Annotated in this window: 25 protein-coding genes; 14 read left to right on the top strand and 11 right to left on the bottom strand. The window is 38.1% G+C overall.

Annotation, left to right across the window (positions count from 1 at the left end):
* The first annotated feature begins 32 nt into the window (after positions 1-32).
* Positions 33-1,358, top strand: a complete 1,326-nt coding sequence (locus tag L3Q70_RS09875) for a sodium-dependent transporter (RefSeq protein ID WP_237114185.1) — start codon at positions 33-35, stop codon at positions 1,356-1,358.
* A gap of 79 nt (positions 1,359-1,437) precedes the next feature.
* Here L3Q70_RS09875 and L3Q70_RS09870 read toward each other — a convergent pair whose 3' ends face one another.
* Positions 1,438-2,421: a 2-hydroxyacid dehydrogenase gene (locus tag L3Q70_RS09870; protein ID WP_237115257.1), complete on the bottom strand. Its 984-nt coding sequence runs from the start codon at positions 2,419-2,421 to the stop codon at positions 1,438-1,440.
* A complete protein-coding gene (locus tag L3Q70_RS09865) occupies positions 2,387-2,902 on the bottom strand; it encodes a redoxin domain-containing protein (RefSeq protein WP_193987456.1) in 516 nt (171 codons plus the stop codon). Before L3Q70_RS09865 ends, L3Q70_RS09870 begins: the two co-directional genes overlap by 35 nt.
* A 114-nt stretch (positions 2,903-3,016) precedes the next feature.
* Here L3Q70_RS09865 and L3Q70_RS09860 point away from each other — a divergent pair, with 114 nt between their 5' ends.
* Positions 3,017-3,898, top strand: a complete 882-nt coding sequence (locus tag L3Q70_RS09860) for an NAD(P)-dependent oxidoreductase (protein WP_193987455.1) — start codon at positions 3,017-3,019, stop codon at positions 3,896-3,898.
* A 45-nt stretch (positions 3,899-3,943) separates the two neighbouring features.
* Here L3Q70_RS09860 and sbcB read toward each other — a convergent pair whose 3' ends face one another.
* Both sbcB and L3Q70_RS09850 read right to left on the bottom strand, forming a co-directional pair.
* Entirely contained in the window at positions 3,944-5,395 is a 1,452-nt protein-coding gene (sbcB, locus tag L3Q70_RS09855) for an exodeoxyribonuclease I (RefSeq protein ID WP_237114184.1), read from the bottom strand.
* A gap of 431 nt (positions 5,396-5,826) precedes the next feature.
* On the bottom strand, positions 5,827-6,243 hold the full coding sequence (locus tag L3Q70_RS09850) for a type II toxin-antitoxin system HicB family antitoxin (protein WP_237114183.1): 417 nt from the start codon (positions 6,241-6,243) through the stop codon (positions 5,827-5,829).
* A 595-nt stretch (positions 6,244-6,838) separates the two neighbouring features.
* On the opposite strand from L3Q70_RS09850, the gene L3Q70_RS09840 reads away from it, so the two are divergent.
* From L3Q70_RS09840 to L3Q70_RS09805, 8 genes are all read left to right on the top strand, one after another.
* Positions 6,839-7,420 carry a hypothetical protein gene (locus tag L3Q70_RS09840; RefSeq protein ID WP_237114182.1) on the top strand — a complete coding sequence of 194 codons (582 nt, stop codon included), beginning with the start codon at positions 6,839-6,841 and terminating at the stop codon, positions 7,418-7,420.
* A gap of 119 nt (positions 7,421-7,539) precedes the next feature.
* The gene (locus L3Q70_RS09835) at positions 7,540-8,214 is read left to right on the top strand and encodes a hypothetical protein (RefSeq protein WP_237114181.1); all 675 of its coding nucleotides are present in this window, start codon (positions 7,540-7,542) and stop codon (positions 8,212-8,214) included.
* A gap of 36 nt (positions 8,215-8,250) precedes the next feature.
* A complete protein-coding gene (locus L3Q70_RS09830) occupies positions 8,251-8,424 on the top strand; it encodes a hypothetical protein (protein WP_165381462.1) in 174 nt (57 codons plus the stop codon).
* 406 nt (positions 8,425-8,830) lie between these two features.
* Positions 8,831-9,733, top strand: coding sequence for a potassium channel family protein (locus L3Q70_RS09825; RefSeq protein WP_237114180.1), 903 nt, complete (start codon positions 8,831-8,833; stop codon positions 9,731-9,733).
* A 135-nt stretch (positions 9,734-9,868) separates the two neighbouring features.
* Positions 9,869-10,660 (top strand): MBL fold metallo-hydrolase, encoded by a 792-nt coding sequence (locus L3Q70_RS09820; protein WP_237114179.1) that lies wholly within the window; start codon positions 9,869-9,871, stop codon positions 10,658-10,660.
* Between the two features lie 920 nt (positions 10,661-11,580).
* Positions 11,581-11,763 (top strand): hypothetical protein, encoded by a 183-nt coding sequence (locus L3Q70_RS09815; protein WP_237114178.1) that lies wholly within the window; start codon positions 11,581-11,583, stop codon positions 11,761-11,763.
* Positions 11,764-11,838: 75 nt separating this feature from the next.
* Positions 11,839-12,411, top strand: coding sequence for a hypothetical protein (locus L3Q70_RS09810; RefSeq protein ID WP_237114177.1), 573 nt, complete (start codon positions 11,839-11,841; stop codon positions 12,409-12,411).
* A 129-nt stretch (positions 12,412-12,540) separates the two neighbouring features.
* Positions 12,541-12,924, top strand: a complete 384-nt coding sequence (locus tag L3Q70_RS09805; RefSeq protein ID WP_062569334.1) for a hypothetical protein — start codon at positions 12,541-12,543, stop codon at positions 12,922-12,924.
* Between the two features lie 8 nt (positions 12,925-12,932).
* Here L3Q70_RS09805 and L3Q70_RS09800 read toward each other — a convergent pair whose 3' ends face one another.
* Together L3Q70_RS09800 and L3Q70_RS09795 are read right to left on the bottom strand one after the other, a co-directional pair.
* Positions 12,933-13,352 (bottom strand): hypothetical protein, encoded by a 420-nt coding sequence (locus tag L3Q70_RS09800; RefSeq protein ID WP_062569333.1) that lies wholly within the window; start codon positions 13,350-13,352, stop codon positions 12,933-12,935.
* 82 nt (positions 13,353-13,434) lie between these two features.
* Positions 13,435-14,376, bottom strand: a complete 942-nt coding sequence (locus L3Q70_RS09795) for a sodium-dependent bicarbonate transport family permease (protein ID WP_237114176.1) — start codon at positions 14,374-14,376, stop codon at positions 13,435-13,437.
* A gap of 105 nt (positions 14,377-14,481) precedes the next feature.
* Between L3Q70_RS09795 and L3Q70_RS09790 the strand changes: the two genes are divergently transcribed.
* Complete coding sequence (locus tag L3Q70_RS09790) at positions 14,482-15,435, top strand: LysR family transcriptional regulator (RefSeq protein ID WP_062569331.1); 954 nt, start codon at positions 14,482-14,484, stop codon at positions 15,433-15,435.
* Positions 15,436-15,440: 5 nt separating this feature from the next.
* On the opposite strand, the gene L3Q70_RS09785 is transcribed toward L3Q70_RS09790, so the two are convergent.
* The 3 genes from L3Q70_RS09785 to L3Q70_RS09775 all read right to left on the bottom strand — a co-directional run bounded on the left by L3Q70_RS09785 (position 15,441) and on the right by L3Q70_RS09775 (position 18,946).
* The gene (locus L3Q70_RS09785) at positions 15,441-16,583 is read right to left on the bottom strand and encodes a GGDEF domain-containing protein (RefSeq protein ID WP_193987443.1); all 1,143 of its coding nucleotides are present in this window, start codon (positions 16,581-16,583) and stop codon (positions 15,441-15,443) included.
* An 81-nt stretch (positions 16,584-16,664) separates the two neighbouring features.
* Entirely contained in the window at positions 16,665-17,558 is an 894-nt protein-coding gene (locus L3Q70_RS09780) for a TIGR01777 family oxidoreductase (protein WP_193987442.1), read from the bottom strand.
* Between the two features lie 92 nt (positions 17,559-17,650).
* Positions 17,651-18,946 (bottom strand): diguanylate cyclase, encoded by a 1,296-nt coding sequence (locus L3Q70_RS09775; RefSeq protein WP_193987441.1) that lies wholly within the window; start codon positions 18,944-18,946, stop codon positions 17,651-17,653.
* A 240-nt stretch (positions 18,947-19,186) separates the two neighbouring features.
* Here L3Q70_RS09775 and L3Q70_RS09770 point away from each other — a divergent pair, with 240 nt between their 5' ends.
* From L3Q70_RS09770 to L3Q70_RS09760, 3 genes are all read left to right on the top strand, one after another.
* Positions 19,187-21,205 carry an ATP-binding protein gene (locus tag L3Q70_RS09770; RefSeq protein WP_193987440.1) on the top strand — a complete coding sequence of 673 codons (2,019 nt, stop codon included), beginning with the start codon at positions 19,187-19,189 and terminating at the stop codon, positions 21,203-21,205.
* Between the two features lie 99 nt (positions 21,206-21,304).
* Positions 21,305-21,721: a translesion error-prone DNA polymerase V autoproteolytic subunit gene (gene umuD / locus L3Q70_RS09765; protein WP_062569325.1), complete on the top strand. Its 417-nt coding sequence runs from the start codon at positions 21,305-21,307 to the stop codon at positions 21,719-21,721.
* Positions 21,709-22,968: a Y-family DNA polymerase gene (locus L3Q70_RS09760; RefSeq protein ID WP_193987439.1), complete on the top strand. Its 1,260-nt coding sequence runs from the start codon at positions 21,709-21,711 to the stop codon at positions 22,966-22,968. The genes umuD and L3Q70_RS09760 overlap by 13 nt, the downstream gene beginning before the upstream one ends.
* A gap of 35 nt (positions 22,969-23,003) precedes the next feature.
* Here L3Q70_RS09760 and L3Q70_RS09755 read toward each other — a convergent pair whose 3' ends face one another.
* Together L3Q70_RS09755 and L3Q70_RS09750 are read right to left on the bottom strand one after the other, a co-directional pair.
* Positions 23,004-23,411 carry a hypothetical protein gene (locus L3Q70_RS09755; RefSeq protein WP_193987438.1) on the bottom strand — a complete coding sequence of 136 codons (408 nt, stop codon included), beginning with the start codon at positions 23,409-23,411 and terminating at the stop codon, positions 23,004-23,006.
* A 1-nt stretch (position 23,412) separates the two neighbouring features.
* Positions 23,413-24,327, bottom strand: a complete 915-nt coding sequence (locus L3Q70_RS09750; protein ID WP_193987437.1) for a zinc dependent phospholipase C family protein — start codon at positions 24,325-24,327, stop codon at positions 23,413-23,415.
* Positions 24,328-24,831: the final 504 nt, after the last annotated feature.

The following is a 24,831-nucleotide window of genomic DNA, read 5'->3' as shown; positions in this document are numbered from 1 at the left end:
ATGAGGAAAAATAATAACAGAAATGTAGATGTATGGCACAAGTTCGTGATGGCTTCCAAAGTCGTATTGGTTTTGTACTTGCCGCTTCTGGTGCGGCAGTAGGTTTAGGTAATATTTGGGGGTTCCCAACGCAGGCGGCAAACCATGGCGGCGGTGCATTTTTACTTGTTTATTTTATCGTTATTTTCTTATTAGCACTTCCTGCTTTGTATACTGAGTTGTATTTAGGCCACCAAGCGCAGGCAAACCCAGTTAAAGCGCTATCAAGTGCATGGCAAGACACCGCAGCCAAAGTTGGAGCTGCAGCTGGTTATATAGGCTTGTTTGGCGCTGTTGTGATGCTGAGCTTTTATTCAATCGTTGCAGGTTGGATGCTCGCGTACGCACTCGAGCCAATTGCCAACTTTTTTGGTCTGACTGAGTTAAGTCACTTTTTACACAGTGATTCAATGGCACGCAACTTTGTGTTTACGCCATTGATGCTTATTCTAACCGCAAGCATTATTTTAAAAGGGGTTAAATCAGGTATCGAAACTTGGTCACGCCGCTTAATGCCATTATTGCTAGTGTTATTAGTGGCGTTAATTGGCTACATAGGCACTCTTGACGGTGCAATGGATGGTTTTGCTGCTTATTTAGTGCCTGACTTTAGCCAAATTCTTGATGCGAACCTAATTATTGCTGCAATGGGGCAGGCGTTCTTTTCATTGTCGCTAGGCGTCGGCTGTATGATGGTATACGGCTCATATTTAAAGCCTGATGCGAACTTACCAAAACTAACAGGCACCGTTGCATTACTTGATACGGGTGTGGCATTTTTAGCGGGTTTATTGATTATTCCGGCTATTTTTGTTGCCCAGCATAACGGCGTAGAAGTGTTTAGCGGTGGTAAGTTGGTAGGCGAAGGACAGTTGATTTTTGCTATTTTACCTGAGCTATTTAGCACCATGGGACAAGTAGGCTTAGTGGTTGGTTTATTATTTTTTGTGTTGATGTCGATTGCATCGGTGACTTCAACCATTTCATCAACCGAAATTCCAGTCGCATTTTTAGTTGAAAACCATAGTATTGAGCGTAAACAAGCAACCTTATTTGTTACCTTAGTGGTGTTTATTGCTTCATCGCTGATCATCCTTAACTTTGATTGGTTATTTGGCTTAGTGATTATGGTACTAACGCAGTACCAATTACCCTTGATGGGACTATTTTATTTTATTACCGTTGGCTGGTTATGGCAGCGTGGTAATAAATTGCATCAAGTATCGAGTGGCCCACATTATTGGTTTGCTCAGTACATTCGCTTTGTGTGCCCGTTATTGATGACGGCGGTATTTGTGAACGTGGCATTGTTGAAATAAAGTATCGAGTTGCAAGTTAGTAAGTAAAAAGGCGTGGGGTTGAAACCTCACGCCTTTTTTAATTTAAGGTGCATTTGCCTTATATAACTTCGTTAGTTAATGGTAAACCTTGGCTAAGTTCGTTGGCGTTTTGTAGCGTAGTGCAAGCAATTTCGCTAAGCGCTTCTTGAGTGAAAAAACCTTGGTGCCCAGTAACAAGCACGTTTGGAAAACTAACCAAGCGAGAAAAAATGTCATCCTGCATGATTTCTTCGCGATGATCTTTAAAGAAAAGCTCTGACTCTTGCTCGTAAACATCAAGTCCTAGGTGACCGAGTTTTTTGGACTTAAGTGCTTGAATACATGCTTGTGTATCGAGCAGTGCACCTCGCGAGGTATTAATCAGCATGACACCGTCTTTCATTTTTTCAAATGCTTTGGCATCAATTAAGTGATGAGTATGTTCGTTTAGTGGGCAATGCAAGGAGATGACATCACTTTGCCTGAGCAGTGTGTCTAAGTCGCAAAGTGTGTAATCGCCTTTTTTAGCGACAGGATCGCACACTAACACTTTTGCACCGAAACCATTTAAAATATTCACTAATGCTAGGCCGATTTTACCGCAACCTATAATACCAATGGTTTTTTGAAACAGGTTAAAACCCAACAGGCCATTTAAGTCAAAATTTCCTTCGCGTACTCGGTTAAAGGCTTTATGGGTTTTTCGGTTGAGTGTTAGCATGAGTGCAACACAATGCTCAGCAACGGCCTCAGGGCTATAAGCTGGCACCCGACAAACCTTGATGTTGTGCTCTTTGGCGGCTGCTAAATCAACATTATTAAAACCCGCACAACGTAATAGTATGGCTCTAATACCTAAAGTGGCCATATTGGCTATGACATCCTTATCGACAGTGTCGTTTACAAATACGCACACTGCATCAAAACCATGGCATAAAGGTGTTGTGGTACTGTTGAGAGATTGCTCAAAATAACTGAGCGAAACCGACTCAGCGTATTCAGTTAGATTCCTTTCAAAAAACGGTTGTTCATACTTTTGCGCACTGAATAAGGCCAGTTTCATCATTTAAATTACTCTCTATCACCATTTTGAGGGCTTCAGGTTTAGTGCGCGGGGCATATCGCGCAACAAGTTGCCCCTCTGAGTTTATAAGAAATTTGGTGAAATTCCATTTAATTGCGCGGTTTTGCGCAATTCCGCGGGTATGGCATTTTAAATAATTAAATAACGGATGCGCCTCAGGCCCATTGACTAATACTTTATTAAAAATAGGAAAGCTAACATCAAAATGCTGTTGGTAGAAAGTCTGTAGCTCCTGCCCATCTAACGGCTCGTTATGACCAAACTGATTACAGGCGAAAGCAAGCACTGTAAATCCGCGCTCTTGATACTCATTATAGAGTTTTTCAAGGCTGGCCATTTGCATTGAAAAGTTACATTTACTGGCGGTATTTACGATAAGTGCTGTTCTTCCTTTTAACGATTCAAGGCTGAAATTTTCACCGGATGTAAGCTGGGCATTGAAACGATATATACTATCCATGTTTTACCTGTGTGTTTTTAAACGGTTTAAATGAACTTTTTTTCATTCGCTTTTTAGTTATTCGATTGAGATAATGAAATTGTTACTAATTTATCACTCAAATAGGTCAGTTTTATGTCAATGAAAGTCGCCTTCATCGGATTAGGTGTAATGGGTTACCCTATGGCAGGTCACCTTGCCAACGCAGGTCACAACGTGACCGTTTACAACCGCACTACAGTAAAAGCGCAAAAGTGGGCTTCAGAGTATCAAGGGCAATATGCTCAAACGCCTAGTGAAGCTGCAAAAGGCGCTGAAATTGTATTTATGTGTGTGGGTAATGATGATGACCTACGGTCAGTTGTTTATGGCGACAAGGGTGTGCTTGCGGGCATGGAGTCTGGGAGCTATTTAGTTGACCATACAACGACTTCGGCCGAGGTAGCCCGCGAAGTGGCGACTCAAGCGAAACTACAAGGTGTTGCATTTTTAGATGCGCCAGTTTCTGGCGGCCAAGCGGGAGCAGAGAATGGTGTATTAACTGTGATGGTCGGTGGCGACGAGACTGATTTTAATGTTGTTCAGCCTGTTATGGCTGCCTTTAGCCGCTTTAGCCAATTATTAGGCGAAGTAGGCTCTGGCCAGCTTTGTAAAATGGTTAATCAAATTTGCATTGCAGGTGTGGTACAAGGTTTAGCGGAAGGTTTGCACTTTGCTAAACAAGCAGGTCTTGATGGTGAAAAAGTGATCGAAACTATTTCAAAAGGTGCTGCAGGCTCATGGCAGATGGAAAACCGCTACAAAACTATGTGGGCGGGTGAGTACGAATTTGGGTTTGCTGTTGATTGGATGCGTAAAGATTTAGGCATTGCGCTTGATGAGGCAAAGGCAAACGGCGCAACCTTGCCGATGACAGCCACGGTTGATCAATACTATGCTGATGTACAAGCGTTAGGTGGTGGCCGCTACGACACCTCAAGCTTGTTGGCACGTATTGAAGCGTTACATAAAAAGTAACGTGATATTATTTATAAAAAACGCGACATTATGTCGCGTTTTTTATTACATACTTTGTGCGTAATTGTACAACGCTTTTAAAATATGCAGGTTTTTTTCGTTATCATCATTTTCATGAGCAAGGTTTTCAAGGGTGATCATAAAATCTTGCGCACTAATTGATGGGCTATCTTCACCGTGCATGAGCTTGTTTTGACAGTATTGACGCCATCTAGCCAGCTCATCTTGGCTAAGAGTTTGTGGCCAGTTTCGAGCACGGTATCTAAATAGCAAGGTGGTAAACTTTTTGTCATCGAAATCAAGCTGCATCGAGGCTAGTTGCTCAGGGCTTGCATCACGAATAATGGCAAACTTGGCTTTATCTGCATTGCTTGTAAAGCCATCATAAAGTTGGTAGTCAGGGTTTTGGTTTTCACTAAAATCACGCTGCTCATTAAAGACTTCGGTTACTTTGTCGCGAAGTTCAGTATTCGCTTTTAAGATAGCCAAGTTTTGTAGGCACTTTTCACGGTCAATGCCTAAACGCGCTGCGTTTTCAGGTAACAAGGTTTTTGCTGGCGCAAGAATAGGGCACTTATTTAGGTGTACGAGCTTTAAGCCCACCGGTGCTTCGTCTTCACCAAGGTCACTGTGTTTGGTATAAAGCCGAGTGCGTAACTCATCGACCGACAAATCTAATAACACCTGTGGATCGTCAGTTAAGTTAAAGCAAATAATGGAGTTTTTGTTCACCGGATGAAAGCTCATAGGTGCAATCCAGCTAGTGCAACCTTGGCTTGCAGGGATGCGTGATGAGGTATGCACAAGTGGTGTCATGTTAAATACATCGACTAAATCAGCCAGCGCTTTTTTAGAACGTAAGCTGAAGAAAAACTGATAAAGCTTAGGCTGTTTTTCTTTTATAAGTTTCGCAAGCGCAATCGTTGCTGTTACATCACTCAATGCATCGTGAGCTGCGGCATGTTCTATGCCATTGGCTACCGTTAGATGTTCAAGTTTAAAACTAGGCGTGCCGTCTTCTTTAAGCGGCCATTCAATACCTTCAGGGCGCAGTGCGTAACATGCACGTACTAAATCAATAATATCCCAGCGGCTGTTATTATTTTTGTACTCACGCTCGTATGGGTCATAAAAGTTACGGTATAGACTATAACGTGTTACTTCATCATCAAAGCGAATACTGTTATAACCCGCTACACAGGTATTAGGTTGGCTAAACTCGGTATGAATTTTTGCCATAAACTCAGCTTCAGGCAGCCCTTTTTGCATTGCAATTTGTGGCGTGATACCTGTGATCAAACAGGCTTCTGGATGCGGTAAGTAATCTGCCGCGGGTCTGCAATATTCAATTAACGGTTCACCAATAATATTTAAATCTAGATCAGTGCGGATACCTGCAAACTGACTTGGGCGATCTTTTTGCGGGCTAGCCCCAAAAGTCTCGTAGTCGTGCCAGTAGATTGTTGGTTGGTTTTCGTAGTATTGCTGGTTCGCCATGTAGTCTCTTAACCCTTTAATTACGCGCTTTTTGTCTTTTTTGTATTGCTTGTTTTTTCTTCATGTTTCTTGCAATGGTTACATAGTGTGTAAAGTATCGTGTATAAATTTTTTGCAAATTGTGTATAAAAAATTAAATGCAGTTAAGCGATACCAAACGTTGAAATATGCTAGGCAAGAATCAAGAGCCGTGAGTATTATCGCACAGAGATAGCCTAAGTGTAAGGATATCAACCAAAGGAACAAATACTTGGTAATACCGTTTTAGAACAATGGGTAAGTAATCATCATTTGTAGAAAAACACTAAAGTTTAACTATAAACAACACACACCTTTATTTCAGAACTGGCTAAGTAAAAAGAAGGCGCTCTGTTTAGCGCTTAGATTAACTTTTAATATTAGTTTGAAGCCATAAGTTAAGCGTCCTTAACTTATGGTGCAGAAATATTTTGTATTTCGTGCATAGCCGCTAACTGTAAAAAGTTTGAGCGGCTCTTATAGTGTGGATGTGCTTTTACTAAATCATCAATTTGTTTAGTAAGTAGATTAGGCAGTGTGACATTAATTTTACCAGCCTTGCCTAAGTAAGGTTCAAGGTCAATATCAACCAATGCCCACACCCAGCCTGCAAACTCAGGATTTTTGATGTGATCATCAATGTTACTGGCTTGTGGTGGTAAAATACCGTCTCCGGCTAGAAGCTCTAAATGAGTGTCGAGCGCTTCTTTGGCATTTAGTAATGCTTGCTCAAAAGAGTCACCCGCACTATAACAGCCTTGAACGTCTGGAAACACTACGCCAAATGCTTCTGTACTTGTGCCTTTCTCAATTGCGACTGGATATAACATCGCTATTCTCCTAATGTTACGTTTATCTACAGTGATAAGGAAATAGGATTAAAGCCCTGCATCTTTTAGTATTTTTGCTACTAACCCTTTGCCTAACTCTTTCTTAGGGTGAGGTACGGTGAGCAGGTTGCTATAGTTGGATGTCTAAAGTGATGATGACTACCTTTCACTCTAACTTCCTGCCAAACCGCTTGTTCTAGCTGTTTGATTAAATCTTTGCTATTCACAGTAGCTCGCTATACGTTTGCAACGTAGGCGTAGGGTTACTGTAACCTTAGCTGACGATAGTATCAATTTTTATAACACCAATAACCCTGTTTGTTTTTCTTAGATGTATTAAACCAATTAACTTTTAGTGCTGTTCATGAGGTAATTTTTGGGTTGGGTTTAGGGAGTGCTTAAATGGCAGCGTAGATTTATTATCCAACCTAAATTACTTGATTGTATTCTTGTACCCTAAATGGCACTGCTACTATTGGTAAATTGTTAGGACGGACTGATATTATAGAGTTACTTAGAGATATCGGTGACGAACTCCAAAGTGGTGACTTCCCAATTCATGAAGAATTATCAAATATGATACCAGGATAATAAAATGAATAGCTTTGATAAAGTTTATGCTGTAAGTGTTAACGTAGGCGAATACTTACTATTACAAGAAACAATGCTTGAGCAATCAATGCAGCTTACTAACAATGATATATATACCTTTAACGGTGAAGCTAAAGACAGCGGTTGGCGCCCAGTCGATGTTGATTGGTTAGTAGTTGAGGGTGAGACGCCAACTAACAAACCAGATATTGCTGGCTGGGGAGCAATGGCTTTTGCAATACCTGCCTCTCTTAAAGATGAGTTTGAAACTACACTCAAAGAATGCTGTGAGTTTTTACCTTTAAACCTCAATGGTGAGAAATGGTTTGCTTTAAATATTTTAGGTCAACAAGATGCGATAAATGAAGAGCACACCGAGTACAATATGAAAAATGGGCGCATAAACCGAGTAAGACGCTTTAAAAAGCTAACCTTAGGTAAAGATAAAATTATACAAGGTGGTTTATTCAAAGTGAAAGGAGCAGGTATATATACTTTTTGTACTGATCAAGAAGGTAGTTTGTACGACTTGGTTAAACGCAATAACCTCGAAGGACTAAAGTTTACTGAAGTTGATGCGTTCTAGATGCCTTATTACAGCGATTCAAACTTGTCCTGTTAATCTAAAAATGTTCAAAAATAAACCTCAAGCTTTTTAAAAATTAAGCCGATAAAGGGGAGTGCTCAATTTTAAACGGACTTTTTATGAAAATTAACACCAATTCACCTCCTATACAATTAGAAAGAAAAGTAACTCTTTTTGAAAATATTAATGGCGAAAAACAAGAAGCGCTTTCCTCAGAAGTAAAACAAAATAGCTTAGATGGCAAAGAGATAAGTCTGCAAGATCCTAAAGTTAAAGATGAAAAAGAAACTAAGCCTTTTGACTCATCGTTGAATAAGAGCAGTGCATATGAAGAAATCTTTAAATTAAAAGAGTTAGACTTTTCTAATATGAGTATAAAAGAGCTTTATAACATCGTTAAAAATGTAAATGAGGTAGAAAAAAAATATGCAAGAACATATGGTGATGACGAACCTGTTAGACTTGGTAAATCAGGAAACCCCATAATATCTAGTCATACAGAGGATATGAATAATTTAGAGGCTAAGCTAAGCATACTTTCCTATGGTAAAGGAAACGTAGATCCAGATAAAAAAATTAATGTTATGGAGTATCTTTCTAGTAGTTCAGAGAAGTTAGACAGTTTTACGAAGGAATTTCCTGACAACCCGAATTATCAAGTTAGAGCCTCTTTTATGAAAGAAATTATTAATACATTTGATAAATTTATATCAGATGATTCTTTTGATTTGTATCAAGAAAAAGCGACTTTGTTGTTAGCTGATAAAATTGAAGAAGTAGATATTTTCGTTTAAAAAAAGCACATGTTGAAAATATTGAAGTGGATAATTATGTTTTCACAATTAGAGCTTAGATTAATAAAAAGCACACTTAAAGATAGAGTTGAAAAAGAAACAGTGGAGCTTAAACAGCTTGATGAAGATAGTGATGAATATATGGAAAAGGCTAATGACTTAATGGTGCTTGATACATTAATTTCTAAAATTGAAAAATCGCAAAATTAAAGTGAATAAGTCTTAACTTGATCTGTCAGGTTTGATTGTTAGAACACAATCAAATCTGACAGTTGCACTTGTGCTATTTTAGGACGTTCGGCTTTAACTCTTTTTTGCCCTTAAAAAGAGTTAGCCTAATTGCTCAAACGGTCTTCTTTGAACAAATAGTGGACATTGAAAATTTTCTTTTGATACAGTTTTTATATTTAAAATTTACAACTTTCCCCTATATTCAGGAAAATGAGCAATTTGCGCATTCTTGTCATAAGACCACTTTACCAATTTAAATTATTTTGTTAACTAGCAAAAGGTTAGCTAATTTGATAAAAACGTAGTAATCAGAAAAGTGAGCAGTTACGTGGCAGAAATATGCGCGATTTGCGCACTATTAAATTGTTAAGTTACCAAGGATAGTATGAGTTTAAATTCTATTTCGGTTAAAAAATTAGTTTTAGCATATTTTTCATGCATAATATTTTTCGCTGTTGTCTATTTTTATTGCTCACCTACAGCGTTGCAACACTTCAACCAAGAGTTATCGCCAATAAACGCTCTATATTTTAGTATTGTTACAATAACAACCCTTGGCTATGGAGATATTCTTCCAACTTCTGAACCCATGCAATTAGTTATCTCGGTTCAAGCATTACTAGGGATTGTTATTCTAGGTATGCTTATTAACGCGGCTTGGTCAAACTATGCTGAAAAAGTTGAAAAGAAGACAGAAACTGCATTAAAACATCAAGCTCAATTAGAAAATGACCGAAAGCTAAAAGCCTATTCTAATGCTATTTCATGGGTATTTAACAACATGAGACATTCGTTTTTTGAAGTTACAACTCCTGTTGTAGATAGGGAAGGAGCATCATTGGAATTGAATCAAGATTTCAAGGAAAAAGATCTCGTCGGTATGTTTGATATCTCATTAAAATATAAGAATGGTTTTACCACTTCGATTGAAGCATTTTACAATAACGAAGATGAGCTTGTAAGCGAGCTCAAATTTATATTAGCAAACTTTGATTTGGACCATCATCAAAGCTTGCAAAAATCGATAGTAGACTATATCGGTTTTTATTTCTCAGACCAGTCTAGAGGTGCGCTATTGTTACATAGTGCCAACTGCCCAAATGGCAAAGACATAGAAACAATAAGGCAGTGCTTAGAAAACCATGGAGATGGTGACCAATTCAAGGAAGGGTTTAGTAGTACTATTTTGAATCCAATACTCATCTTTTCACTAACGGTTAAAACAAAGTATAAACATCTGACGAGCATTAGTGATGAACTGCAAAATATAAGTTTAAAGGTAACTTAACAAACGCTTCAACCAAGGACGCAAAACAGCAGGCTTGCGCTCCTTCGTCGCTAATTTTAGCCTGCTATTTTGCGCCGGTTAAGCGAGGCGTTAAATGACAATGTACTATTTAGTATCGCTTAACTAGGATGAGCTATGACAAAATTTAAATGCATACAATTAATTTCATTGCTATTTTTCAGTTCTACTGTCTTTTCTAGCAATATCCATGTAGAGAAAGTATCTGATCAAGTTCATATTTTGAGTGGAAAGGAGTACGGAACTAATATTGGATTAATAACTACAGAGAATGGCTTGACCTTAATCGATCCCATGCCAGGGGGTGGGCATTTACTAGAGTTAGATAACATAGTTAAGTCAATTTCCAATAAGTCCATAATTTATATCTTGAATACTCACACACATTCAGATCATACGGGTGGTAATGAGTTTTTCATAGAGCAAGGCGCAAAGCTTGTCGAGAGTATTACTACTTCAGATGATCTTGTTCATATTAAAGTGAAGTCACACTCATCGAATGACAATATTTATTACCACAAAATTAGCAATACTATCTTTGTTGGTGATGTTTTCGATACCAGTTGGCACCCAACATTTTATGCAGGTGGATTTCAAGGTTTTAATGATGCGATTGATGCAATTATGAAGCTAGGTGACGAAGAGTCTCTCATAGTGCCCGGCCATGGCGCACCAGCAAGAAAGTTGTCTTTACTAGAATTCAGAAAAAATACTTCAGAATGGATAATGAGAGTCCGAGAGCTACACCAAAAAGGGTGGGATGAAGACCGAATAATGAATGATGCTCAAGCTAAGAGTATTGTGGAAAAATTCAATTTAGGCGGTAGGTCACCATTCCTTCCCCAAGAAGCATTCAAAAGATTTGTAGAAAGAACAATTTCGGTGATAGAAAAAGAGAAAGGCATGTAATAAGGGGTTTAAGGCGGATTCGTAACAGTTGGTTCGATTCCGCTTTGCTTCACAAATTTAGCCCACTTTTACTCTCCGCTTAATGCGTTACCAATGTCTAGCCATTGTACAGATCCGTCTGTCGATTCTAACTCATAAATGTCCAAAAACGTGTTAGAACGAACTTCCGCTGATCGCTCACAACCGCCTGTCAGATGAAATTTAAACCTATTCATTAAAACTGTAAGAACAGATATGAGCTACTATAATTAAAGCTTGAGGCGCTAGCTCCTAACTAGCGATTTTCTTACTATTACTGCGACCACCCCAAAACGCCCTAAACAATCTCATTAACCCAAGCGTTGAAACGGCAATCCCCACAATCACAAACTCAAAGTACTAAGGCGCACCTTTATAGCCCATTGCTTGCCAACCTTTTTGCATATACGGTTGCATCTGGTATGAAGTGACAGATGAATAAACTTAAAAAGAATAATGATTTCATCCATAAAGGTTTTGTCGCGGCGGACTTCCCCTGAACAACTAGACATCTAGGACTCTTGTTAATTTATTTTCATTAAGCAAAATCACAAGGAAGTTGATTATGCATCACCAATCCAATTTTATATCACCTTGCTCTTTTTAGACTTGGCCGCAAAACAAAAGCTAAGTTCGACTATATTCACACTACACCTACCTTAATTGTCAGAATTATGGCGCTGAGCTCTAAGGGCTAATAGATAAAAGGCTGACCTTCGGTTAAAAGGGTAGGTGGAGTGAGTGTTTTTTGTTCTCAATAAGCTTGTAAAATAACCAGCAGGTTGTTTTTTATGCTTATATAGGTAGCTGAGCGAATAGTTTTTATTCAAAACTATGTAATGGCTCAAAATTTGCTTGTAAATCGCATCTTTATTTATACCTAAATATGAAGGAACAAAAAAATGACTTTATCTACTTTATTACTATCTACTTTATCTTCAACTGCTTTACCTGCACAGTCTTTTGATACAACTAAACTTCAAGGTACTGGTGGGATCGTAATAATTAGAAAGAAAAAGCAAGAATACCAATTAAATGGTACAGGTGGTATTGTTATCATTAGAAAAAATAAGAAAGAAAATTAAAATAAATAAACCAGCAATTTGCTGGTTTTTTTCTTCATTTCATTTTACCCTTTGAATTCGTTTAGAGGGTGAAAAATGCTTGAATCTATTCAAAATTTGTACAATAACTTGTTAGTTGCAACCGAGGATCATCGAGTTATTTCGCTCCAAGCTATTATAGCGACTATGTATGTTTTAGCACTGGCCTCTTCATTGTATCGAGCACTTAAAAATAGAGAACACTTTAGTGACTTTTTATCAATAGCATCTGTAGTTGTAAAATATGCACTAACTTCACTTTTGATGGAGTACGTTCTAATTTTTATAGCAGAAAATAAAAGTATAGGAAATACGCAACATATTTACCTCGTAGCATCTTTAATTAATGTGCTTAGTATTTATTTTTTGTATTACTTGCATACAAAATTCAGTTACAAGTTTGGAAACTTGTTCTTTTGTGTCATTAAGCTAACAACTCTTCTATCCTTTGCTCATCTTATTTTATGGTTTAAATTGGTTGTTTTAAATATACAAGAAGAGCATGCCTATGTTCACTACATTTACAGCTTTATCGTCTTATATGTAAGTATCGCACTTGCAATTGTGATGCTTTTTCCTCGCTTGCTTAAAACTAAGCTAAAGGTTTTAGTAAGTCCGAGCTGGCCCTGATAGATAAATATGTATAAATGATAACTTTGTTATATATCAGCTTTCTACTTTCATTTATAATGCTTTTTACTGATATGTTGAAAGCTAACTTTGGGTGTATAGTAACATTCAGTTTACCGAGGGACCGTAATGCTTGAACTTATATACATAGCCATTGCCGTTTTAGCCATCATGCTGGTTGCCAGTATTTGGTTAATTTCGCGTAAGGGCATTTTTGAAGATCAGATAAGAACAAAGTCTGTTGAAGCTGTTTGGTGTACCATTCAAGCTGAGAATGAAACAGACCTAAACCGTGCTATTAAACTTTTTAATAAAGCTGAGCAACTCAAAGGCGAAATTGCGGGGCTGATTGGTCAGTCGCCAGACTTAGAGCAATTGTCATTGGCGGATAGCTGCTGCAATTTGGCAGATAAAGAGCTGAAAGATATGTCGTTAGGCGAGTTACAGCGATATTATGATCAGCAAAATAACATCGCTAATATCTATAACGAGTTATACAAAGGTAGAAATTAAAAGCCAGATTATTTGATCTGGCTTTGTATTTTGATTTCGTTTTCTATTTGCTTAACTTGAATTTTTGCTAATTGGTTAAGCGCTTCTTGTGTTTGATTATCACCTTTTATCAATCCTGCTGTTGATAACTTTTTAATGCTTTTAATAATGCCATTATTAACCGCTTGTAATAAATCACCATCCAGCGTCATCGTATTTTGGTTATGACCATTTAATACAAAATCAAAACTTGTGTCTGTCATTTTACATGCGGTATCAATGACTTCGTAGGGTGGAGTTGCACTGTCAATGCAGTGATCGCAAAACCCAGATTTTAATGATAAGTAGTGTTCCAATTCAGTATTATTTTTCACTTCACATAGCTTACATAAGCGTTGAAAAATCTCGCTTATGCGCTGCTGCTCAGTGTTGAGTTTATAATTGAACATGGCAGCTCCTTGCTTGTTTTTGCCTATCTTAAACGACTTTTAACTAAATCGCATTGATAAAGCGATGATTGAACTTACTTTTTTACGAAACAAACAATGCTATTTGATGATATAACCCTATTCCTACTAGTACATTAAACGGAAACGTAACCCCTAAAGAACTAAGCATTGCTAAGCCGATATCAGCATCTGGAATCGCTGCTTTTATTGCTGCCGGCGCTGCTATGTAAGAAGCACTCGCAACTAGGCTACCTAATATAACAATGGATCCTAGCTCGAGCTGCAAAGCGGTGCCGACAAAAACACCTATTGCACCTAGTAGGTTAGGGGTTATGATAGCGAATAGCGCTAATCGCCATTGATGCCAAGGGATTGGGCGTAAAGTTTGCGCTGCCATTAAACCCATTTCAAGTAAGAATAGCGCCAGTACTACTTTGAAGCTGTTAGTTAATAAGCTTGTAACTTGGCTTCCTTCTTGGGTGCCGTACATCATACCAATGATCACGCCGCCGACGAGCAATATCACGCTTTTGTTGGTGAGAGTTTCATGCCATAGGGCTTTAAGTGATAAGTTTTGCCCAGAGCCATTACCTAAGCGGCGATAAAGTAATAAACCAACGATGATGGCAGGTAACTCAAGCATCACTAAATAGAGTGTTACTTCTGCACCTACATTTAACGAATTAGACTCGGCATAGGCCAATGCAACAGCGAATGTACCGGCACTTACTGAGCCGTAATGCGCAGCAATACTTGCGCTATTTGCGATTGATAAATTAAGTGCATATTTTAAAAAAGGAAAAAGCAGTAACGGAATACAAGCGCCAAGTAGTAATACAGAGCCCATTTCAGGTAGCAATTGCCAATGTAAATTGCCATGTAATACCATTCCACCTTTTAGGCCTATAGTCAGCATGAGTAATAAACTCAATGTTTCGTAGGTTGCTTGGGGAATTTTTAAATCCGACCTTAATAAGCCAGCGATGACACCTAAAACAAAAAACATTACAACAATATCAGGCACTTTGTTCTCCTCTTAGTTAAAGCGCCGCTATTCTAGATAAAAATTAATATAGAAAATAATTAAATAGTTGATATCATCATATAGGTGATTATCTATAGGTGGTGTATGGATCTAAGGCATATCTCTTTTCGTTTATTAGAAGTGTTTATGTGTGTTGTTAAAACACGCTCGATTAGTGAAACGGCAAGGCAATTATACTTAACGCAACCTACGGTATCGCAGCAAATAAAACGCTTACAAGAAACAGTCAATGAGCCATTAATTGTTGTTAACCAACAGCGTATACATGTGACAGAAGCGGGCTTTGCACTTTTTCAGACATGCCAGCAAGTGTTTGGGCACTTTGATGATTACCGAGACTACTTAGCCGAGCTCAGAGGGGGGGAGCGTGGTCAATGCAAGATTGCCATCGTGAATACTGCGCAATATATTCTACCTAAGCTATTGGGCCCTTATAGTAATTTACATCCGCACGTTGAATTACCGCTTGAAATTGGTAATCGTGCTGAGGTGTTAGCTCGTTTTGAAAGAGGGGAAGATGATATTTATGTTTTCAGTCATCCGCCTTCGTTGGAGCACGCAAAAGCTGCGCGTTTTTTACAAAATCCACTGGTCTTTATTGCGCCAAAAAACCATCACCTTGCTTTGCAAAAAAATGTAAATCTAAAAGCGTTAGTAACGGAGCGTTTTTTATTACGAGAACCAGGCTCTGCTACGCGTATGTTATTTGAAAGTGAACTACAAAGTAGGGGCTTTGTATTAAGTAACACTGTGCAGATGGCAAGCAATGAAGCTATTCGTGTATCGGTTGGCTCGGGGATGGGCTTGGGGGTTGTTTCTCGGCATGTTTTACCTGCGCATGACACTTCGTTTTGCATCCTTAATGTGGCCGATGTTCAGATTGCAAGTCATTGGTATTTTGTTGTTAGAACTGACCGGCATTTATCGCACGCTGCAAGGAGCTTTTTAAAGTTTGCTGAGTTAAATCTAGAGCAATGCTTAGATAAAGCCTGGATAACAAATGAATTAAGTACGCTTAACGACAGCCTTGGTTATTAATAAAGCTAAAAGGCCATCATGACTACTTGGTTGCGGCCATTACTTTTGGCTTTATAAAGCCCTTTGTCTGCTTGGGCGAGTAATTCGTTAATGTTATTGCTGCCAGATTTATGTGTAATTATGCCAACGCTAATCGATAGCTTTATTTCGTGCTGCTGATGTATAAACGTTTCACTATTAATCGCTACACGTATTCGCTCAGACAATGTTTGGCCTTTTTGTAAACTGGTGTTGGTGAGCAGTACGGCAAATTCTTCGCCTCCAATTCGTGCGATAAGATCGCCTTCCCTAAGTTGCGATTTAATTTTATTGGCGACCCACTTTAATGCTTCATCACCAGTATCATGACCATATTGATCGTTCACTTTTTTAAAAAAGTCGATATCGATCATCAGTGCACAGAGTTCGGTTAAGTTATTGTTGGCTTGTTCTAAATAGTTATTGCTAATAGTTAAAAACGCGCGTCTGTTTAGTAAGCCTGTTAGTGGGTCTCTATTGGCCAAGTCACTTAAAATTTGCTCAGACTCTAAAAACATTAATAAGGGCCAAATCATCGCCGTTAGTGTGGTTATCACAATGTGACTCAGTAAGATGATGGCGAGTATTTGTGAGAAATCGAAAGTAAATATATTAAGCCCATCTATCACTAATAGCCCTAGCTGTAAGAGCATAATGCAAGCATGCAATACAAAACATAGCTGTAACAGGACCAAGTGAATAATGTGCTCGACATTGAGTTTTCTTAGTGCATAAGCCGCATAACTAAAACATGCAGCAATCACTGCTGTTGTTATAAGTTGATTAACTGAGTTGCTATACAAAGGTAATAATACGATTGCACTAGAGCCCAATAAATAAGCGCATAACTTTAACTTTTGTTTTTCGGATTGCGTATACGCATGTATACCCAAAATAGCTGCTAACGGAGCTGAAATTATAAGTAAGTCTGCTATGTAATGGGTGATAAATGGCAGGTCTATAAAGAGCCTTAAAGAGGCTGTAATTTGCGCTAACACAAAAATTAGGCATGAGCTCCCCCAGTACAAATAGCTAGACTGCTTTCTTAAAAAATACAAAGACAGTAAAAAAGCACCAATTATCAGGTTCAATAAAATTGAGATACTAATAATGGTGGGTAGGTGCACCATATATAATCCTAAACTCACACATCTGTGTTCACATATTAATTATTATGTATTAATAGTGTTATGGCAATACGCATTTAGTTCTTACAATTTTAGACTTTCCAGTGCTGGTTTAAGGGTTGGGTAATGAAAACGGTAATTATGTGCGAGCACTTTTTTGGGCAGTACGAATTGCCCATGTAGTAGTAGGTCTGACATTTCACCCATCATCAGCTTTAATACCCAACTAGGCATTCTAAGCATCGCTGGTCGCGACAGTACACTGCCTAAGGTCTGGCTAAACACATTATTACTTACAGGGTCGGGAGCGGTTGCGTTAACAGGGCCATGAATGTCTTCGTGTGTGAGTATAAATAAAATAAGTTGGATCATGTCATCAATGTGTATCCACGACATACCTTGCTGCCCATGACCGAGTGGCCCACCTAAGCCAAACTTGAATGCGGGTAGCATTTTTGACAAGGCACCGCCTTGTTTAGCAAGCACGATGCCGGTTCTTAACAGGCATACTCGTGTTTTTTCTGATTCTGCTTTTGTAGCTGCATGCTCCCAATCACGGCACAGCACATGACTAAACTCAGGGTAGATATCATTAAATTCTTCATCAATATGATTATCATTTTGACGGCCGTAAAAACCAATAGCACTACCAGATATAAAAGTATGAGGAGGTGACTCACAGCGATTAATAGCTTTGCTAATTTGCTGTGTTAGATTGACTCGACTCTCAAAAAGTGTGCGCTTTTGTGATTCACTCCAGCGTTTATTTACAATAGGCTCACCCGCTAAATTTATCACCGCATCGATGTCTTCAAAGTCGACTTCATCGAGTGTCTGTACAGCATGTACTTGATGTGTAAGCAGCACATTTGCTTGAATTGGATTACGACTAAGTACAGTTACTTTATGATGATTAAGTAAAAAAGGGCACAAGTGTTTACCAATTAATCCCGTTCCACCGGTTAACAAAATATGCATAGCGATACCCTTTTTATAAATATGCGTGTATGTTTTTTATACATAGCACGTCTGCTTTTTGCAAATTTATACGTAAAAAGACATATTTACGTTCAGTTTTCATCGTTAGATTGGTAGAAAAAATAGGTTTTATTAGCTGTTGTTTTCGCTTTGTACATTGCTGTGTCAGCATTTTTTATTAATTGTAGTGCATCACAACTATGATCTGGAGCGATTGATACCCCAATACTTAAAGAAACTTCAATACGCTGATTTGCGACTTCAAATGGTAATTTAAATTGCGCAATTAAATGAGCGATCATCGCTTCAACATAGGATGTCTTGGCTGTGTTATGCATAATAACGATAAATTCATCTCCGCCGTAGCGGTATATATCATCGTCTGCACGGGTTGATGAACTGATCCGCTTTGCCGTTTCTTTTAAAATATCATCACCCACTGCATGACCGTAATGATCGTTTAATTCTTTAAACTTATTTATATCAATAAAAATAACAGCGACCTTACTATCTTCAGTACACAAATTGATAGCATCAATGAGTTGTGACTCTAGTTCTGTACGATTAAGTAGCCCTGTTAAATGATCGTGATTAGCTTGGAAGGTGAGCTTTGTCGTTTTTTTATGAATGATCTGGCTCATTCGGTAAAACCGTTTAAGTAAGTAGCTAATTTCATCATGGGCAGTGTAATGTGTAGTATCTGGTTTCTCTCCTCGCTCGAGCTTCTCAGTATTGGTAATTAATAGGTTAAGCGGTTTAAATAACTTATTTCTGATATACACAGCACACAAAACGGAAAGCAAAATAAATAGCGGGATCTGGATAGAAACAATAGAGGTGATTACTTTTCTGTTATGCCTAAACTCTTTTCGTTCGATATCGAGGCGCTGTCTTTCGTCATCTTGAAAAGTGCTTATTTTTTCACTTAGTTGATCCATTATTATTTTTCCCTGGTCACTTCGAACGACGGACATTGCTTTTTTGATTGAGGCATCGGTATTTTGTTGCGCAAGCTCTATTGTTAGTGCAAGTTCAGCAAATTTTTGCTCAACAAGTAAGCGAATGTCACTTAGTTGCTGTTGTTGTTTTTTATTATCAACAGTGAGGCTATTAAGTTCAGATAGTCGAAATTGGCTTTCTTTTATTCCAGAATAATAGGGGGCAAGATAACTTGCATCATGGGTGAGTAAATAGCCACGCTGGCCTGTTTCAGCACTAATTACATCATTATAAAGTAGCTCTGACTCATCAATAATTAAGTGGGTACGAGTAACAGCGTCAAGTTTTGAGCGGCCTTCTTGATCGAGATAAAACACGATGGAAGTATTTAGTAATAACACTAAAAACAGTGATGAGAGTAACAGAGTTAGCTTTAATTTTAGTGACATCAATAAGCCATAATAAAATGAAATGAGCTTTGTTAATGATAAAGTATTGATGATGTTAGAGAATAACGCCAATAAAAGTTTAGCTGAAGGATAAAAAGGCACCTAGGTGATGAACAAAAACAGATTTAGTGACTTTTAATTATAAAAACTAAGTATTTTTGATTGATTTGATGTGTGTTTTTCTATTTATTGGTATGCTGTTATCAAAATAAATCCAGAATTATTACCTAGGGAGTTAGGTTGAACTTTTTACGTCGATTTCATGATATTGTTTCTGATCAGACTCTTTGTTTTGAAGATAAAGTTCAGCACATCTTACGGTTTGGTTTAGATGTTTTTGCCCTCGATTTTGCTATTGTGAGTGAAGTCCGTGAACAGGTTTATACTGTATTGCATGTGGTGTCTCCCAATAATGAAATTGCCGTAGGTACTCAATTTGATTTAGAAAATACATACTGCTTACATACACTTAAGGCTAATAAAGCGTTATCATTTTATCATGCGTCAAAAACACATATCGCAGCACACCCTTGTTATATTAATTTTCAATTAGAGTCTTATATTGGTGCGCCTATTTATGTGGGAAATCAGGTTGTGGGTACGGTTAATTTTTCTGCTCCCCAGCCATCAGCACCTTTTACAAATGAAGCGCATGACTATGTTGAACTTTTTGCTCAATGGCTGGGTAGTGAATTTGCGCGAAATAATAATGCTCAAAAGCTTATCAAAAAGAATTACATGCTGGCTCAAGTTGAAGATGTTGCCAAAATCGGCTCTTGGGAATTTGATTTAACAACCAATCGTATTTATTGGAGTAAACAAACACGCATAATTCATGAAGTAGCAGAAGATTATACGCCCAACATAGAGACAGCGATTAATTTTTATAAGCAAGGTGAAAGCCGACGCGCGATTGAAAAAGCCGTGTCAGATGCGATAGAGCATGGCATTGATTGGCAAAACGAAGTTGAGCTTGTAACAGCGAAAGGTAAAACGATTTGGGTATCGACCTTTGGTGAGGCTGAGTTTAATAATGGGCAATGTATTCGCCTAATTGGTACATTCCAAGATATCACCAAAGAAGTGCTACTACGCGAAGAGCTAAAACAGCAAAAGGCCGACGCTGAACGCATATTAAAAGACCGCAGTATCCTGCTTGCAAAAATAAGTCATGAATTGAGAACCCCCCTTAATGGTATTACAGGGATGCTGACAACCTTACTCTATGAAAAGTCAGAACAAAAGCGTGAAGAAAAGTTAAAAGTAGCATTGCGCAGTGCTGATATTTTATTGAATATTATTAATGAAGTACTGGATTTCACAAAAATAAATCATGGCGAGTTACAGTTAGAGCCAAGTCACTTCTTACTGAAAACCATTTTTATTGATTTAGTGTCGTTATATACCCCGTTGTTTGAACAAAAACAGCTTCGGTTTGATACAGACATTAATATTGATGATGAATGCTGGACATTTTGCGACAACACGCGAATAACTCAAATAGTTTCAAATCTATTGAGTAATGCACTTAAGTTTACCGATGACGGTCATATTAGCATTAAAGCTACCACAACCTCAGAGCAAGATACTGTTGTACTTCACTTACAAGTAAGTGATACAGGGGTTGGTATGACAGAAACCTTTATGAAATCACTGTTTTCACCGTTCACGCAGGAAGTAAATAAAGAGCGTAAAAAAGGGGGCACAGGACTCGGGCTTGCTATTATAAAAGAGTTAATTGATTACATGGGTGGCACAATTAATGTGTCAAGTGAATATCAAAAAGGGAGCTGTTTTGATATTCAATTACCTTTGCAAAAAGGCACGCCACAAAATCAAAGTAACCATAGTGGCAGTGATGTTGATTTATCGTCATTAGCTTTATCGATACTGGTTGTTGATGATAACCAAATCAACCGTTTCGTGCTTTCGGCCTTTCTAGAAAAAATGGGTTTATCCGCTGATTTTGCCTGTGACGGCGTCGATGCAATTAATAAATGTAAGCAAAAACACTATAACTTAATTTTTATGGACTGTGTTATGCCATTGCTGGATGGCCTTGAAGCAACGCGCCAATTAAGAGAACTTGCTATATGTCCTACGGATAAAACCTATATTGTAGCCTTAACGGCAAATACCTCTGCTGATGATAAAGCAGCATGTAAACAAGCGGGTATGGACATGTTTATTTCTAAACCCGTTAAAAACATATTCATTGAACAGGCAATACTTGATGCTAAAGAAAAGTTTGATTTATAAGTAAGTTACGGAATCTTGCTTTTAGGCTTATAAAATTCCACTTTCCTAATTATTTTATCTAACCTATACTGTGTTTATGTACAGTATTTGTGGTTATGTATGTTTGTTATTCCTATCTATATTGAAGCAGGTATTACGGGTTTTGAATCGCCTGCGGCAGAGTACAAAGAACTTGGCTTGTCGCTTGATGAGCTGCTTATTAAGCATCCCCATGCAACCTTTATAGGTTTAGCATCAGGTCACTCAATGGTAGATGCAAAAATCTTTGATAAAGACTTATTAATTGTTGATAGAAGCGTGGCTATCCAAAATGGCGACATTATTGTTGCCACTTACAATGGCAGCTTTGTGTGCAAAATTATTGATACCAATAAACGGCAATTATTATCAGCCTCAGACTTATATAAGCCCGTATCAATTTATGAAGACGACCAGTTTAAAGTTGAGGGAGTTGTAACTGCTTGCATACGAACATTTAAGAATAACAAAAGCGTAAACTCCTTATGTATGCGCTAGTTGATGCCGCCGCTTTTTACGCAAGCGCAGAGAAAGTGTTTGATCCCTCCATTCGCTATAAACCGGTTGTTGTCCTAACGAACAACGATGGCTGTATTTGCGCCGTTTGCCCAATCGCTAGAAAGCTAAATATTCCAAACTTTGCACCTTATTTTAAAGTGAAAAACTTTTTAGCTAAAAATAATGTAGTGGTGCGTTCCTCAAACTATGAATTATATGCCGATCTAAGTGAGCGTATGATGACTGTGATAAGCCGGTTTAGCGATACGCACCATGTTTATTCGATAGACGAGTCATTTTTAAAGTTTACAGGGTTTAGCAGCCTGATTACTGATTGGCATGCTTATGGTCAGCAAATAAGGCGCACAGTATGGCGAGAAACAAGCTTGCCTGTTGGGGTCGGGTTTGGCACAACGCCAACATTAGCTAAAGCTGCAAATTATGCGGCTAAAAAACTACCTGGTTTTAAAGGTGTGGCTGTTATTAATGACGAGATTTCACGTAAACACATACTCAGCCAAATGGATGTAAGGCATGTATGGGGAGTCGGCTCTCGTTTAGCAAAAAAATTTAAACTGATGGGAATAGAAACAGCACAGCAACTTGCAGATCAAAGCCCTAAAAAAATGCGTAGGTTATTTAGTGTTGTTGTTGAGCGAACGGTGAGTGAATTAAATGGTGTGGCTTGTTTAAATTGGGATGAAGTGAAGCAAGGTAAAAAAGAGGTGTTTTCTACACGTAGTTTTGGTGAGCGAGTTACAGATATCAACACATTAAGAGCCGCATTAAGTGCACACGCAGCAATTGTTGGTCGAAAACTAAGAAGGCAGGGCTCTATAACAAAGCGTATTGTGGTATTTGCTGCCAGCTCACCACATGATAATGAGTATTATAAAAAGTCTATAATATTTGATTTTCCTACTGCTACAGCAGATACACTCGAAATCACAAAAGCAGCCTCATTAATATTAGAAAAAATATACAAAGAGAATGTGCATTTTTATCGCTGTGGAGTCGGGGCAATTGAGTTGGAATGCTCAGCAAATAAGCAGCTAGACTTATTTACTGAAAAGCAGTCTAAGCAAGCACTCATGGACTGTGTTGACTCAATTAATAGTCGATACGGAACAGGTGCTTTACAATCAGGCAGTGAGTGTTTAACGCAGAAATGGAATATGCGCCGCGCATTTTTATCACCGCATTACACAACTAGGTGGTCTGATATTCCGATAATTAATTGTGGTTAAAACATTAAAGGAATATCAAATCAGCATTTGGAAAATTAATGACTCGCGCACAGTTGACTAAAAGTAACTGTCGCTTCACAAGTAAGAGGCGTACTCGACTGCCAATGTTGTATGTCTGATTTGGCTGTGCAACCGACATCTTCGATAAGTAGCCGCTTATCTTGACAGAGCAGTAAAGCGGCATTTTGTTCTTGAATAACAACTTTTAACTGATAATTTTTAAATGGCGTAAGCCTGCTTTTATCGCCTCTGATCGCCGTTAATAGTAATTTTTGTGGGTCAGTATATGGCTCTGAGCTAAACTTTAGTGTTCCATCCACTGCGGCAGAAATATCTTTTAATTGCGATGCAAGATCTGCCATTTCTTCAGGGTTGTAAGTATTTGCTGAACTCGCGCAACCTGCAGATAAAGCAATTGCTGTGATGAGAGTTATATATCGCATTTTAAATATTCCACGCTGTTAAGTGTCCGTGTTCATCTTTACCCGTATCCAAATTCCAGTTGCAAAGTTGAGTGCATTCTTCATCATTAAAAATATCGTTAGCGATGATGGATATAAAGTATTTAATATTTTTAACGGCTAAATCAAACACGTCATTATAGTGCATTGGACCGTTAGGGGTTGTGAGTTCTTCTATAAAGCTACTGTCAACTTCATTAGCTTTAGGGTAAAGAAGGCCATTGTCAGCGGCAACATGCCTAGCCCAAGGAAACAATCTGTATCCTTCCTCTGCGTTATTTACTACTAATTGAAAGCCACTATGCCATGCATCAAAGTTGGGCTCTGCTACTTGGGCATATTCAGTGTGTGTACTAGTTAATATGTACTGCCAAAGTTTCTTTATATCATCATCAAGACAATTCTTTTGATTGGTGCATGAGCCAATATTTAACTCAACGCGGTCGGCAAGGCCAATTTCGCCTAGATTTAATCGCGACCAAATAAACGAATCTTGATTCATCTCACATTGTCTGTGTTCGGCCTGATTATGCTCGTACGGTCCTACTTTAAGTTCGACCACAGGGTGTATCGTTATATCTGCAGCAACATGCGACATGTAGCCACACAGCCATGCAAAGCATTTTTCTTTCGCCCGTCCCTCAAGGTTTTTACAATACTTTATAGCTTCCTTAATAACATCACCTGTGTTTTGATAATGCATTAAATCAGCCCACTTGTTTTGTGCTGCATTACCTAAGGCAAGATAAGGATAATCAGGAGACACGCAACCAAGCTCAATATACTTTTGATTTGTACTTAAAATTAACTTGGCTTGATTTGGAATGCTCATCCTTGAAAGAGCATTGTTATCAGTTGCTAAATTAGCCGCCGTAATATGTGCGAATGCACCAGGCATGAGTAAATCCTTCTACTTAATTATTATATTTACAACTTATAGGAGTATAATAATTAGTCAAGTTGTGAAGAGGGATTGTTTTATAATTTGGTGATTTTATAGGTGAAGTGCAAAGTCGCCTGTATTCTTGGTTGTCTTCTATTAACTGAACTTGAGGTGTAACTCGTTCTGCCAAAAACAAGTTAATTTAAATGCTCTAAAGGTCTGCTTTGAGGAAATGGCGAATATTTTCTTTTGATATAGTTTTTATATTCAGAATTTACAACTTTCCCCTATATTCAGAAAAATGAGCAATTTGCGCATGACCACTTTACCAATTTTAAAATACCTTGTTAACTAGCAAAAGGTTAGCAAATTTGGTAAAAACGTAGCAATAAGAAAAGTGAGCAGTTGTGTGGTAGAAATATGCGCGATTTGCGCACTATTAAATTGTTATGTGCTTAGCTGTGAAAATGGAGTTTTGAAAGCTAATAAAAATAAAGGTTATTAGTCTAATCGCTCTTA

This window comes from Pseudoalteromonas sp. CF6-2, assembly GCF_021729425.1.
Lineage (GTDB): Bacteria > Pseudomonadota > Gammaproteobacteria > Enterobacterales > Alteromonadaceae > Pseudoalteromonas > Pseudoalteromonas arabiensis.
This window is presented reverse-complemented; position numbering and strand designations above follow the sequence as displayed.

Excerpts from the sequence above, each read along its gene's own strand:
- L3Q70_RS09850 (WP_237114183.1), bottom strand. The coding sequence starts at position 6,243 with ATGTTATATCCAGTCGCAATTGAGAAAGGCACAAGTACAGAAGCATTT.
- L3Q70_RS09755 (WP_193987438.1), bottom strand. The coding sequence starts at position 23,411 with ATGCGATATATAACTCTCATCACAGCAATTGCTTTATCTGCAGGTTGC.
- L3Q70_RS09870 (WP_237115257.1), bottom strand. The coding sequence starts at position 2,421 with ATGAAACTGGCCTTATTCAGTGCGCAAAAGTATGAACAACCGTTTTTT.
- L3Q70_RS09865 (WP_193987456.1), bottom strand. The coding sequence starts at position 2,902 with ATGGATAGTATATATCGTTTCAATGCCCAGCTTACATCCGGTGAAAAT.
- L3Q70_RS09805 (WP_062569334.1), top strand. The coding sequence starts at position 12,541 with ATGCTTGAACTTATATACATAGCCATTGCCGTTTTAGCCATCATGCTG.
- L3Q70_RS09830 (WP_165381462.1), top strand. The coding sequence starts at position 8,251 with ATGTTTTCACAATTAGAGCTTAGATTAATAAAAAGCACACTTAAAGAT.
- L3Q70_RS09835 (WP_237114181.1), top strand. The coding sequence starts at position 7,540 with ATGAAAATTAACACCAATTCACCTCCTATACAATTAGAAAGAAAAGTA.
- L3Q70_RS09750 (WP_193987437.1), bottom strand. The coding sequence starts at position 24,327 with ATGCCTGGTGCATTCGCACATATTACGGCGGCTAATTTAGCAACTGAT.
- L3Q70_RS09760 (WP_193987439.1), top strand. The coding sequence starts at position 21,709 with ATGTATGCGCTAGTTGATGCCGCCGCTTTTTACGCAAGCGCAGAGAAA.
- L3Q70_RS09810 (WP_237114177.1), top strand. The coding sequence starts at position 11,839 with ATGCTTGAATCTATTCAAAATTTGTACAATAACTTGTTAGTTGCAACC.
- umuD (WP_062569325.1), top strand. The coding sequence starts at position 21,305 with ATGTTTGTTATTCCTATCTATATTGAAGCAGGTATTACGGGTTTTGAA.
- sbcB (WP_237114184.1), bottom strand. The coding sequence starts at position 5,395 with ATGGCGAACCAGCAATACTACGAAAACCAACCAACAATCTACTGGCAC.
- L3Q70_RS09800 (WP_062569333.1), bottom strand. The coding sequence starts at position 13,352 with ATGTTCAATTATAAACTCAACACTGAGCAGCAGCGCATAAGCGAGATT.
- L3Q70_RS09860 (WP_193987455.1), top strand. The coding sequence starts at position 3,017 with ATGTCAATGAAAGTCGCCTTCATCGGATTAGGTGTAATGGGTTACCCT.
- L3Q70_RS09840 (WP_237114182.1), top strand. The coding sequence starts at position 6,839 with ATGAATAGCTTTGATAAAGTTTATGCTGTAAGTGTTAACGTAGGCGAA.
- L3Q70_RS09785 (WP_193987443.1), bottom strand. The coding sequence starts at position 16,583 with ATGGTGCACCTACCCACCATTATTAGTATCTCAATTTTATTGAACCTG.
- L3Q70_RS09825 (WP_237114180.1), top strand. The coding sequence starts at position 8,831 with ATGAGTTTAAATTCTATTTCGGTTAAAAAATTAGTTTTAGCATATTTT.
- L3Q70_RS09790 (WP_062569331.1), top strand. The coding sequence starts at position 14,482 with ATGGATCTAAGGCATATCTCTTTTCGTTTATTAGAAGTGTTTATGTGT.
- L3Q70_RS09775 (WP_193987441.1), bottom strand. The coding sequence starts at position 18,946 with ATGTCACTAAAATTAAAGCTAACTCTGTTACTCTCATCACTGTTTTTA.
- L3Q70_RS09820 (WP_237114179.1), top strand. The coding sequence starts at position 9,869 with ATGACAAAATTTAAATGCATACAATTAATTTCATTGCTATTTTTCAGT.
- L3Q70_RS09875 (WP_237114185.1), top strand. The coding sequence starts at position 33 with ATGGCACAAGTTCGTGATGGCTTCCAAAGTCGTATTGGTTTTGTACTT.
- L3Q70_RS09815 (WP_237114178.1), top strand. The coding sequence starts at position 11,581 with ATGACTTTATCTACTTTATTACTATCTACTTTATCTTCAACTGCTTTA.
- L3Q70_RS09780 (WP_193987442.1), bottom strand. The coding sequence starts at position 17,558 with ATGCATATTTTGTTAACCGGTGGAACGGGATTAATTGGTAAACACTTG.